Source organism: Streptomyces sp. NPDC006368, assembly GCF_040612535.1.
Classification (GTDB): domain Bacteria; phylum Actinomycetota; class Actinomycetes; order Streptomycetales; family Streptomycetaceae; genus Streptomyces.
The window spans coordinates 326,364-336,877 of the sequence record NZ_JBEXQK010000003.1 but is presented as its reverse complement, the minus strand read 5'-3'; the positions used below and the strand labels follow the sequence as shown (position 1 = coordinate 336,877).

Below are 10,514 nucleotides of genomic sequence, written 5' to 3'. Positions count from 1 at the left end.
AAAGGAACCTCAATCTCCATCACTGGAGACCGGGGTATCAACATATCTGGCGTTGATTTTTGGCACGCTGTTGAGTTCTCAAGGAACGGACGCTTCCTTTGTACTCACCCTCTCGGGCTTTCCTCCGGGCGCTTCCCTTCGGTATTTCGTGTTTCCAACCTTACCAGATCCGTTTTCCGTTCCGTTTCCGGTTCGGATTCTGTTTCCGGTGGCCGTTGGAGGGCCTTTTCCTTTCGGCTTCCGCCACTTTAGACCATTTCCTCGCCGACTCATAATCGAGCCTCTGAGGAGGAATTCCGGCATGCCGGAACTCGAACCCCGGACGGGGAGACGATCGTTGGTAGTGGATGTCTGCGCTGGGGGTGCACGAACGGCAGGCCCAGCTCTTGCAGCTCGAATGACGTTAGGCGCTTGTGTCCCCCGTGTCAACCCCTCCTCCGGCGCGGCACGTGGGGCCGGTACGGGCTGACCGTGGGGTCGCCGTCGATCCAGAAGCGCCAGGGGTGGATGGCGCCGTCGCCGCTGACGCCGGTGCGGGGGCCGTTGCGGACCTGGTCGGCGGGGGCGGGGGTGCCGGTCAGGATGGAGAGGGGGGAGCGCGGGCCGGCGCAGGCGTCGGTGCCGTCCAGGGTGCGGTCGACGTCCAGGGCGGTGGCGAGGCGGGCCGGGCCCTTGGCCAGTTCTCGGTCATTGCGGGCCGAGATACGGCGTTTGCGGGCGAGCTCGTGGCCGACGCTGATTTCGCCGGCACGGAGCAGGACACCGCTCGCGGAGCCCTCCGGGCCGCACACCAGGTTGAGGCAGTGCCACATGCCGTAGGTGAAGTAGACGTACGCGTGTCCGGGCGGGCCGAACATGACGGCGTTGCGGGCGGTGCGGCCACGGAAGGCGTGCGACCCCGGGTCGACCTCACCCGCGTACGCCTCCACCTCGGTGAGACGGAGTTCGATGGGTCCGTCGTCCGTCAGGCGTACGAGGGTGCGGCCGAGCAGGTCGGGCGCGACCTCCAGTACGGGGCGGTCGAAGAAGTCCCGCGGAAGCGGCGTACGGTCGAGGCTCTCGATCATGTCGTACGAGCGTACTGGGGAACCGGCTACGGTCGTCGCGCGTATGTAGGGGTCAGGATCCAGAAGGAGTGAACATGGGGTTCAAGAAGCTGCTCGCGAGCCTGGGGGCGGGTGGGGCGTCCGTCGAGACGGTGCTCACCGAGGCGAATGTCGTGCCCGGTGGGGTCGTCCAGGGTGAGGTGCGGATTCAGGGCGGCACGGTGGATCAGCAGATCGAGGGGCTGTCGGTCGGTCTGCAGGCGCGCGTCGAGGTCGAGGGCGGCGACCAGGAGGTCAAGCAGGACATCGAGTTCACGAAGGTCCGGCTCGGTGGGGCCTTCGAGGTGAAGGCCGGGGCGGTGCACGTGGTGCCGTTCGGTCTGGAGATCCCGTGGGAGACGCCGGTGACGATGATCGCCGGGCAGCACCTGCACGGGATGGACATCGGTGTCACGACCGAGCTGGAGATCGCGCGGGCCGTGGACTCCGGCGACCTGGACCCGATCAACGTCCACCCGCTCCCCGCCCAGCAGGCGATTCTCGACGCCTTCGTCCAGCTGGGGTTCCGCTTCAAGAGCGCCGACATGGAGCGCGGGCACATTCGCGGGACGCGGCAGCGGCTGCCGTTCTACCAGGAGATCGAGTTCCTGCCGCCCCAGCAGTACCGGGGGCTGAACCAGGTCGAGGTGTCGTTCGTCGCTGACGAGCGTGAGATGGACGTCGTCGTGGAGATGGACAAGAAGCCGGGGCTCTTCAGCGAGAGCAGCGACTCGTACCGGGCCTTCACGGTCGGGCTGCACGACTTCGGGAACACGGACTGGACTGCCTACCTGAACCAGTGGCTCGCCGACGTCGGCGGTCGTCGCAACTGGCTCTGACCGTTGGAACAGCGAAAGGGAGGGTCATCGCATGGCCGAGGGGAAAAGGGCGCCGCTCCCTCACGACTTCCATCCGCCGGTGCCGTCGTTCACGGTGGTGAGCGACGACATCGAGCCGGGAGCCGTGCTGGCGGACGCACAGGTCCACGACAAGGGGAACACCTCGCCGCACCTGCGGTGGGAGGGCTTCCCTGCCGAGACCAGGAGTTTCGCCGTGACGTGCTTCGACCCGGACGCACCGACCGGGAGCGGGTTCTGGCACTGGGTGCTGTTCGACATCCCGGCGTCGGTGACCGAGCTGCCGGCGGGTGCGGGCAGCGGGAAGTTCGAGGGGTTGCCCGAGGGGGCGGTCCACGTCCGCAACGACTACGGGTCGAAGGACTTCGGCGGCGCGGCCCCGCCGGCCGGGGACCCGGCGCACCGGTACGTGTTCACCGTCTACGCGGTGGATCAGGAGAAGCTGGGGCCGGACGCTGAGGCGTCGCCCGCCGTGGTCGGCTTCAACCTGCGGTTCCACACGCTGGGGCGTGCTCAGTTGATCGGGGAGTACGCGGCTCCCGCGGAGTCCTGATCATTCGTTTGCTGTTTGCCCGCTTCTGGTCTTGGAGAGATCAGAAGCGGGCATCTTTTGTTGCCGGGGGTCCGGGGGCCCACGGCGGCAGCCGCTGCTGTCACAGCCCGGGTGAGCACGATATTGCGTTGTCCCGCCCGGTCGGCCCGGCCAGAGTTGCTCCAAGCCCGCCAGGGGGGTGGGCCGGCACACGGGAGGTGGGCACCTTGCGGGACACGCTGGTACTCAACGCGAGCTTTGAGCCGCTGTCGACGGTCACACTCAACCGCGCGGTGGTGCTGGTGCTGCAGGACAAGGCCGTCGTCGAGCAGTCCCATCCGGGTCTCCGGGTGCGTGCCGCGGCCGTGGAGCTGCCGGTGCCGCGGGTGATCAGGCTGTGCAGGTACGTCCGGGTGCCGTTCCGAAGACAGGCACCGTGGTCGAGGCGGGGTGTGCTGGTGCGGGACCAGCACAGGTGCGCGTACTGCGGAAGGCGCGCGACGACCGTGGACCACGTGGTGCCGCGGGCGCAGGGTGGCGGGGACAACTGGCTGAACACGGTGGCGTCCTGCGCCGAGGACAATCACCGCAAAGCCGACCGTACGCCGGAGCAGGCGGGGATGCCGCTGCTGCACCAGCCGTTCGTACCGAGCCCCGCGGACGCGATGCTGCTCGCGCTGGGGGTGCGGGATCGCACGGAACTGCCGGACTGGCTGGGGCAGTCGGCGGCCGCGTAACGCCGCTCGGCCCTCGCCGGGTCATGCTCGGGCTCTGCTCGTCGGCTCGGCTCGCGCGTATGCGCGGGAAGCCCGTCCCGGGGATAGCGAGGCGGGCTTCCCGCTGTCCGGCGCCGGGGGTCATCCCCTGGTGGTGAGTTGGACGATGGCGACGATGCCAACGGCGATGATCACTGCGCGCAGCACCACCGGGGGGAGGCGGCGGCCGACCTTGGCTCCGATCTGGCCTCCGATGGTGGAGCCGACCGCGATCAGCAGGACGGCGGTCCAGTCGAAGTGCGCCACGAAGAGGAAGAAGAGCGCGGCGACGCTGTTGACGACCGCCGCCAGGATGTTCTTGGCGGCGTTGAGGCGCTGCAGGGTGTCATGGAGCAGCATGCCCATGAGGGAGAGGTAGATGATTCCCTGCGCGGCGGTGAAGTAGCCGCCGTAGACGCTGGCGAGGAGCAGGCCGACGAAGAGGAGCGGGCCGCCGGCGGGGTCCCCTTGGGTGTCCTCGCGCTCACGGCGCCGCTGAACCGCCCGGGAGATACGGGGCTGCAGGATGACGAGCACGAGGGCGAGGGCGACGAGGACGGGGACGATCGTCTCGAAGGCGGTGGAGGGCAGCAGGAGCAGCAGTACGGCTCCGCAGAGGCCGCCGGTGGCCGCGGCGATGCTCAGGCGCAGGATGCGGCGGCGCTGGCCGGTGAGCTCGGCGCGGTAGCCGATGGCACCGCTGATGGAGCCGGGGATGAGCCCGAGGGCGTTGGAGACGGTGGCGGTGACGGGCGGGAGGCCGGTGGCGACGAGCACCGGGAAGGTGATCAGTGTTCCGGAGCCGACGATGGTGTTGATGGTGCCGGCGCCGACACCCGCGGCGAAGACGGCGAGCATCTCCCAGATTGTCACGCTGTGCCCCTCGTGCAGGATCGGTGCTGCGGGATCGGTGCTTTGTGCACCGATCATGCACGAAGGGGCGGGCCGTCAGTCGACCGGGGGCTCTTCGCGGCGCTGCGCGGGGCGGTCCTTGGCGGCGCCTCCGGTGTTGAAGCCCGGGGTGCCGTTGCCGAGGTTGCCGAAGGCTCCGGAGAGGCCCTTGAGGGCGTCGCCGATCTCGCTGGGGACGATCCAGAGCTTGTTGGCGTCGCCTTCGGCGATCTTCGGGAGCATCTGGAGGTACTGGTAGGAGAGGAGCTTCTGGTCGGGGTCTCCGGCGTGGATGGACTCGAAGACGGTGCGGATGGCCTGGGCCTCGCCCTCGGCGCGCAGGGCGGCGGCCTTGGCCTCACCCTCGGCGCGGAGGATGGCGGACTGCTTCTCGCCCTCGGCGGTCAGGATCTGCGATTGGCGAATGCCCTCGGCGGTGAGGATCGCGGCGCGCTTGTCGCGGTCGGCGCGCATCTGCTTCTCCATCGAGTCCTGGATGGAGGTCGGGGGCTCGATGGCCTTGAGTTCGACGCGGTTGACGCGGATGCCCCATTTGCCGGTGGCCTCGTCGAGGACGCCGCGCAGGGCCGCGTTGATCTCCTCGCGGGAGGTGAGGGTCCGCTCCAGGTCCATGCCGCCGATGATGTTGCGGAGGGTGGTGACGGTGAGCTGCTCGATCGCCTGGATGTAGCTGGCGACTTCGTAGGTGGCGGCGCGGGCGTCGGTCACCTGGTAGTAGATGACGGTGTCGATGTTGACGACGAGGTTGTCCTGGGTGATCACCGGCTGGGGTGGGAAGGGGACGACCTGTTCGCGGAGGTCGATCCGGTTGCGGATCGAGTCGATGAACGGAACGACGATGTTCAGGCCCGCGTTGAGGGTGCGGGTGTAACGGCCGAAGCGCTCGACGATGGCGGCGCTGGCCTGCGGAATGACCTGGATCGTCTTGATCAGGGCGATGAAGACGAGCACCACCAGGATGACCAGGACGATAATGACTGATGGCATCGTGTTCCCCGTGCCCTTCGCTGCTGGCTGCTTTCGATGATCGAGTTTCCCAGACGGCGGAGTGTCGCGTGCGCCGTTCCGTGGGGTTGACCGGTTACGTCACATGACCACGGCGGTCGCTCCGTCGATCTCGACGACGTCGACCTGTTGTCCCGGTTCGAAGGACTGGTCGGCGTCGAGGGCGCGGGCGGACCAGATCTCGCCGGCGAGCTTGATGCGGCCGCCGGTGCCGTCCACCCGTTCCAGCACGACGGCTTGTCGTCCTCTCAGGGCGTCGACGTTCGTGGCGTGCGGGGGCCGGCCGTCGCGGTGGCGAGCGGCGATGGGGCGTACCACCGCGATGAGCGCGACGGAGACGACGGCGAAGACCACGACCTGGGCCACCACGCCCAGGCCGAGGGCCGCGGTGACGGCTCCGGCGATCGCGCCGACGGACAGCATTCCGAATTCCGGCATCGCGGTCAGGACGAGCGGGATGCCGAGTCCCACCGCGCCGATCAACCACCAGACCCATGCGTCGATGTCCACGCGGTCATGGTAGTTCCGGGGGTCCCGTCGCCGACAGGGCGCGGTGGGAGGGGCGTTGGGGTTACGAGAGGGGCAGGCCCTGCGCGGTGTAGCGCTCGCCGACGTGCTCGACGACGAGCGGGAGACCGAAGCAACGGGAGAGGTTGCGGGAGGTCAGCTCCATCTCCATCGGGCCGGCCGCGAGCACCTTGCCCTGACGGATCATCAGGACGTGGGTGAAGCCCGGCGGGATCTCCTCGACGTGGTGGGTGACCATGACCATGGAGGGCGCGTACGGGTCCCGGGCGAGGCGCCCCAGGCGGCGGACGAGGTCCTCACGGCCACCGAGGTCGAGGCCGGCGGCCGGCTCGTCGAGGAGCAGCAGCTCGGGGTCCGTCATCATCGCCCGGGCGATCAGGGTGCGCTTGCGCTCGCCCTCGGAGAGGGTGCCGAACTTGCGGTCCAGGAAGTCGCTCATGCCCAGGCGGTCGAGGAACGCGCGGGCGCGCTCCTCGTCGACGGCGTCGTAGTTCTCGTGCCAGGTGGCGGTCATGCCGTACGCGGCCGTGAGGACGGTCTGCAGGACGGTCTGGCGCTTGGGCAGCTTCTCCGCCATGGCGATGCCGGCCATGCCGATGCGGGGGCGCAGTTCGAAGACGTCGACCCCGCCGAGCCGCTCGCCGAGGACGCGGGCGGTTCCGGCGGTCGGGAAGAGGTAGCTGGACGCGACGTTGAGGAGGGTCGTCTTGCCCGCGCCGTTGGGGCCGAGGATGACCCAGCGCTCGCCCTCCTTGACCGACCAGGAGACCTCGTCCACCAGAGCGCGTCCGTCGCGGACCACGGATACGTCCACCAGCTCCAGTACATCGCTCATGAGCGCGTTGTCTCCCCTATGCGGTCTGTCGGGTCTTGTCGTCGCGTGCGCCTGTGGGCGCAGCTCCCAGGGAAAACCTACGCCACCGGTGGCGCGGTCCCGTCCTTAGGTCCGGTTCGGTGCGGTGGCCGGCCCAGTGCCTAGGGTGGGGGGCATGCTTTCGGAACCACGTTCAGGACGGTTGGCCGCATGGGGGAACGCCCTGTTGGCCGGGTTGGTGTCGCCGGATGAGGCCGTGCTCGCGATTGTCGGGGACGACGCGGTGCACCGGGTGGAGGGGCTGCCGGGTGAGGCGGGTCCGGTCGGTCTGACGCTGGCGCTGGGGCGGCTGCGGGGGTTGGGGGTGTCCGGGTGGCGGGTGGCGCTGCCGGCGCCGGGGCATCCGCTGGGGCTGAGCGGGCCGCCGGAGTTCAACGCGCGGGCGCTGGACGCGGAGGAGGCGGTGCTCGGGTACGGGGCGCCTTTCGGGCTCGTCCCCGAGGTGTACGAGGCGGGGCCGGCCGGGGACGTCCATGTGGAGGTCCTGTGGCACTGCCTGCCGGTGCGGGAGGCGCCGCCGGCCGATGTGCCGTCCCTCGGGGAGGCGGAGCGGGAGCTGGCGGAGGCGCTGCGCGAGGCGACGACGGTGCTGACGCGGCTGGACGTCGCGGCGTCGGGGCCGGTGGCGGACGCGGCGCTGGACGCGTACCGGGCGCGGGTGGAGGGGTCCGGCCGTGAGGTGCTGGCGCCGGGGTATCCGCCGCGGGCGGTGCGGGTGCTGGAGTTGGCGCAGCGAGTGGGGCTGCTGATCTCGCTGGCCTACGGGAACGGGCATGGCGGGGCGGTCAGCGCGTCGGAGATGGCGGCGCGGGCGGAGGCGCTGCGGCCGGTGGAGCGGGTGGCGCGCCGGGCGCAGGTGGCGGCGTTCAACGCGTATGTGGAGGAACGGGAGCGGGGGTGAGGCCTGGCGCTTGCGGGGGCCCGGGGCCGGGTGGCTCGCGGGCGGCTCCGCCGCGGGGGCCGGCCGACGTGGGTGGCATCGCGGGGGCGTGCCAGGGCCGTCGCCGCCGGCCTCCGGCTTCCGGTCTCCGGCTTCCGGTCCGGGGGTACGCCGGGTTCCCGTCCGGTCGCGGGGGCGCCGTGGCTGTCCGGAAGTCGCTCGGGGTGACGCCGCGTTCCCGCGTGAACGCGATCGCGCCGGGGCGACCGGCGGCGCCATCCGTCCTGTGCCGCTGATCGCGTACGCGGAGGAGCGGCGTGCGCCGGGTGTGCCCGAGGGGGTGCGGCTGACCGTCGGCCCCTGTACGCGTGTGCGCGCGCGGGCGGCCTCAGTGCCCGCACGGGCGGCGTACGGAAGGTAATCGGCCTGCCGGGGACTTCTCCGGCCACGCCCGCACCACTGCGTCTACCGGGCCGACGCACGCGGCTCCATGCCCGACCTCGTCCAGGCCCTCGGCCGTGCGCTGCGCAGTCAGCCCGGCGGGGGCAAGGTCGTCTCTCTGGTCGTCCCGGTGCTGCTCGGGCCGGGCGAGACGGCCGACGACATGCTCACGCCCCTGGCCTAAAACCCGCGGCCGAGCGGGGCGCGTGGGACGGCTGACGGTTGCCCGGGAAGGGGGTGGCCCCCAGGTAGGGGGACTGGGGGCCACAGGGCGTCAGTGGTTGACGGCCGCGTTGCCGAAGGCGGGGTTCAGGGCGCCGATGACGTTGACGCTGTTGCCGCTGACGTTCACCGGGACGTGGACCGGGGCCTGGATCAGGTTGCCGGAGGCGACGCCCGGGGAGCCCAGGGCGGCACCGTGCGCGTGCGCGCCGGAGGTCGCGGAGGCGGCGCCCGCGGCGGCGGCGACGAGCCCACCGGCGACCATGGTGACGGCGGCGGCCTTCTTCAGGTTCTTCACTTCTTGATCCTCCGTTGGATTCCGCTGCGGCGGTCGCCGCAGCACGCCATGGAGAACGCCCGCACGCCACCCAGGTTGCGCCGAGTGGGTGACATCCACACGACGGTATGAATCTCACACCGGTACCGCCGGTCCGGTTGACTAGCTCGTCAGGCCGTGGCGTACGGCCCAGAGCGCTGCCTGGGTGCGGTCAGCGAGGTCCAGCTTCATCAGGATGTTCGAGACGTGGGTCTTGACGGTCTTCTCGGAGAGGACCAGCGCGCGGGCGATCTCACGGTTGGAGCGGCCGTCGGCGATCAGGCCGAGGACTTCGCGCTCCCGCTCGGTGAGGGTGGTGCCACGGCCCGTACCGCCGTTGCCGTCGTCCTGGCTGAGGAGCGCACCGGCCACCTCGGGCTGGAGCAGGACGTGTCCCGCGTGTACGGAGCGGATGGCGCCGGCCAGGGCGTCCGGGTCGACGTCCTTGTAGACGTACCCGGCGGCGCCCGCGCGCAGGGCCGGGACCACGGTGCGCTGCTCGGTGAAGCTGGTGACGATCAGCACCTTGGCCGCGTTGGCCTGTTCGCGCAGCTTGCGCAGGGCCTCGATGCCGTCCATGCCGGGCATCTTCACGTCCATGAGCACCACGTCCGGGCGCAGCTCCTCGGCGCGGGCAACGCCCTCGGCGCCGTCGGCGGCCTCTCCGACGACCTCGATGTCGTCCTGGACCTCCAGGAAGGTGCGCAGCCCGCGGCGGACCACCTGGTGGTCGTCGACCAGCAGAACGCGGATCCGAGTCCTTGAACCGGGCGCAGCCTCAGCCACCGGGGACCTCCAACTCGATCGTGGTGCCCTTGCCGGGCGCGGACTGGATGGTGAGCGAGCCGCCGATGCCGCTCGACCGGTCACGCATGGACACGAGCCCGAGGTGACGGCCGGCGCGGCGGATCGAGCGGGGGTCGAATCCCTTGCCGTCGTCGGTGACGGTGAGCAGCGCGCCCTGGCCGCGCCGTACCAGCGAGACCGCGACATGGCCGGCGCCGGAGTGGCGCAGGGCGTTGTGCAGGGCCTCCTGGGCGACCCGGAGCATGGCCTCCTCCTGGGCGGCCGGCAGGGCGCGTATCCCGCGGCTTTCGAAGGTGACGTGCGCGCTGTGGGCGCGGTCCAGAACCTGGACGTGGGTACGGAGGGTGTGGACGAGGCCGTCCTCGTCGAGTGCGGCCGGGCGCAGCTCGACGACCGCGGCGCGCAGCTCGTCCACGGCCTCGGCGGCGAGCACGGCGACCTGCTGGAGCTCCCCCTTGGCGCGGTCCGGGTCCCGGTCGACGAGGGTGGCCGCCGCCTGGGCCGTGAGCCGCAGGGAGAACAGCTTCTGGCTGACGGCGTCGTGCAGCTCGTGGGCGAGGCGGGAGCGCTCCTCGGCGATGGTGAACTCGCGGCTGCGTTCGTACAGCCGGGCGTTGGTGAGGGCGATGGCGGCGTGCTGGGCGAGGATGCCGAGCAGCGCCTCGTCGTCCTCGGTGAAGCCGCACCTTCCCTCGGCCGGCTTCGGGCAGCGCTTGTTGGCGAGGAACAGCGCGCCGATGGTCTCGTCGTCGTCCCTGATGGGCAGGCCCAGGAAGTCCGACATCTCGGGGTGGGCTGCGGGCCAGCCCTCGAACCGGGGGTCCTTGCGGACATCGGCGAGGCGCTCCGTCTTCGCCTCGCGGAGCATCGCCGCGAGGATGCCGTGCTGACGCGGCAGCGGGCCGATCGCCTTCCACTGCTCCTCGCTGACGCCGTCCACGACGAACTGGGCGAAGCCCCCGTGGTCGTCGGGGACGCCCAGCGCCGCGTACTCGGCGTCGAGCAGCTCGCGGGCCGAGGCGACGATCGTCTTGAGGACGTCGCGCACCTCCAGGTGCCTGCTCATCGCGAGCAGGGCGGCGCTGACGGCGGCGAGGCCGGAGCGGGGCGGTCGATCGGTCATGTGTTCACGTTACCGGTGGGGTGTGACGGTCCGTATCGGACCGGGGACGGCTGCGGCTGGGGCTTGGGGCCTAGGTCGATGTTCCCCTCGCGGCCGGGGCTCTCACATGAGGCGGTGGTCGCGGTCGCGGTCGCGGCTGGGGTCATGCCGGGGCGCCGGGCCCGGTAACCGGCCGCA

At 70.7% G+C, this 10,514-nt stretch carries 13 protein-coding genes; 5 read left to right on the top strand and 8 right to left on the bottom strand.

The window, feature by feature from the left end:
* Window positions 1–425: 425 nt before the first annotated feature.
* Window positions 426–1,067 (bottom strand): DNA-3-methyladenine glycosylase, encoded by a 642-nt coding sequence (locus ABZZ38_RS05065; protein ID WP_356735850.1) that lies wholly within the window; start codon window positions 1,065–1,067, stop codon window positions 426–428.
* Window positions 1,068–1,141: 74 nt separating this feature from the next.
* Here ABZZ38_RS05065 and ABZZ38_RS05060 point away from each other — a divergent pair, with 74 nt between their 5' ends.
* The 3 genes from ABZZ38_RS05060 to ABZZ38_RS05050 all read left to right on the top strand — a co-directional run bounded on the left by ABZZ38_RS05060 (window position 1,142) and on the right by ABZZ38_RS05050 (window position 3,211).
* Entirely contained in the window at window positions 1,142–1,924 is a 783-nt protein-coding gene (locus ABZZ38_RS05060) for a sporulation protein (protein ID WP_356735848.1), read from the top strand.
* Between the two features lie 31 nt (window positions 1,925–1,955).
* Entirely contained in the window at window positions 1,956–2,495 is a 540-nt protein-coding gene (locus tag ABZZ38_RS05055; RefSeq protein WP_356735846.1) for a YbhB/YbcL family Raf kinase inhibitor-like protein, read from the top strand.
* A gap of 206 nt (window positions 2,496–2,701) precedes the next feature.
* Window positions 2,702–3,211, top strand: coding sequence for an HNH endonuclease (locus tag ABZZ38_RS05050; protein ID WP_356735845.1), 510 nt, complete (start codon window positions 2,702–2,704; stop codon window positions 3,209–3,211).
* Between the two features lie 120 nt (window positions 3,212–3,331).
* On the opposite strand, the gene ABZZ38_RS05045 is transcribed toward ABZZ38_RS05050, so the two are convergent.
* The 4 genes from ABZZ38_RS05045 to ABZZ38_RS05030 all read right to left on the bottom strand — a co-directional run bounded on the left by ABZZ38_RS05045 (window position 3,332) and on the right by ABZZ38_RS05030 (window position 6,509).
* Complete coding sequence (locus tag ABZZ38_RS05045) at window positions 3,332–4,102, bottom strand: sulfite exporter TauE/SafE family protein (RefSeq protein WP_356735843.1); 771 nt, start codon at window positions 4,100–4,102, stop codon at window positions 3,332–3,334.
* 75 nt (window positions 4,103–4,177) lie between these two features.
* Window positions 4,178–5,128, bottom strand: coding sequence for an SPFH domain-containing protein (locus tag ABZZ38_RS05040; RefSeq protein ID WP_356735841.1), 951 nt, complete (start codon window positions 5,126–5,128; stop codon window positions 4,178–4,180).
* Window positions 5,129–5,227: 99 nt separating this feature from the next.
* Window positions 5,228–5,656: an NfeD family protein gene (locus ABZZ38_RS05035; protein ID WP_356735839.1), complete on the bottom strand. Its 429-nt coding sequence runs from the start codon at window positions 5,654–5,656 to the stop codon at window positions 5,228–5,230.
* A gap of 61 nt (window positions 5,657–5,717) precedes the next feature.
* Window positions 5,718–6,509 carry an ABC transporter ATP-binding protein gene (locus ABZZ38_RS05030; protein WP_356735837.1) on the bottom strand — a complete coding sequence of 264 codons (792 nt, stop codon included), beginning with the start codon at window positions 6,507–6,509 and terminating at the stop codon, window positions 5,718–5,720.
* 154 nt (window positions 6,510–6,663) lie between these two features.
* Here ABZZ38_RS05030 and ABZZ38_RS05025 point away from each other — a divergent pair, with 154 nt between their 5' ends.
* A complete protein-coding gene (locus ABZZ38_RS05025) occupies window positions 6,664–7,449 on the top strand; it encodes a hypothetical protein (protein WP_356735835.1) in 786 nt (261 codons plus the stop codon).
* Window positions 7,450–7,918: 469 nt separating this feature from the next.
* Complete coding sequence (locus ABZZ38_RS05020) at window positions 7,919–8,053, top strand: hypothetical protein (RefSeq protein WP_356735833.1); 135 nt, start codon at window positions 7,919–7,921, stop codon at window positions 8,051–8,053.
* Window positions 8,054–8,143: 90 nt separating this feature from the next.
* On the opposite strand, the gene ABZZ38_RS05015 is transcribed toward ABZZ38_RS05020, so the two are convergent.
* The 3 genes from ABZZ38_RS05015 to ABZZ38_RS05005 form a co-directional block, all read right to left on the bottom strand.
* Window positions 8,144–8,389, bottom strand: a complete 246-nt coding sequence (locus tag ABZZ38_RS05015; RefSeq protein ID WP_356735831.1) for a chaplin — start codon at window positions 8,387–8,389, stop codon at window positions 8,144–8,146.
* Between the two features lie 141 nt (window positions 8,390–8,530).
* Window positions 8,531–9,193, bottom strand: a complete 663-nt coding sequence (locus ABZZ38_RS05010; RefSeq protein WP_356735829.1) for a response regulator transcription factor — start codon at window positions 9,191–9,193, stop codon at window positions 8,531–8,533.
* The gene (locus ABZZ38_RS05005; RefSeq protein ID WP_356735827.1) at window positions 9,186–10,337 is read right to left on the bottom strand and encodes a GAF domain-containing sensor histidine kinase; all 1,152 of its coding nucleotides are present in this window, start codon (window positions 10,335–10,337) and stop codon (window positions 9,186–9,188) included. Before ABZZ38_RS05005 ends, ABZZ38_RS05010 begins: the two co-directional genes overlap by 8 nt.
* Window positions 10,338–10,514 lie beyond the last annotated feature (177 nt).

Excerpts from the sequence above, each read along its gene's own strand:
- ABZZ38_RS05065 (WP_356735850.1), bottom strand. The coding sequence starts at position 1,067 with ATGATCGAGAGCCTCGACCGTACGCCGCTTCCGCGGGACTTCTTCGAC.
- ABZZ38_RS05060 (WP_356735848.1), top strand. The coding sequence starts at position 1,142 with ATGGGGTTCAAGAAGCTGCTCGCGAGCCTGGGGGCGGGTGGGGCGTCC.
- ABZZ38_RS05025 (WP_356735835.1), top strand. The coding sequence starts at position 6,664 with ATGCTTTCGGAACCACGTTCAGGACGGTTGGCCGCATGGGGGAACGCC.
- ABZZ38_RS05005 (WP_356735827.1), bottom strand. The coding sequence starts at position 10,337 with ATGACCGATCGACCGCCCCGCTCCGGCCTCGCCGCCGTCAGCGCCGCC.
- ABZZ38_RS05020 (WP_356735833.1), top strand. The coding sequence starts at position 7,919 with ATGCCCGACCTCGTCCAGGCCCTCGGCCGTGCGCTGCGCAGTCAGCCC.
- ABZZ38_RS05040 (WP_356735841.1), bottom strand. The coding sequence starts at position 5,128 with ATGCCATCAGTCATTATCGTCCTGGTCATCCTGGTGGTGCTCGTCTTC.
- ABZZ38_RS05030 (WP_356735837.1), bottom strand. The coding sequence starts at position 6,509 with ATGAGCGATGTACTGGAGCTGGTGGACGTATCCGTGGTCCGCGACGGA.
- ABZZ38_RS05055 (WP_356735846.1), top strand. The coding sequence starts at position 1,956 with ATGGCCGAGGGGAAAAGGGCGCCGCTCCCTCACGACTTCCATCCGCCG.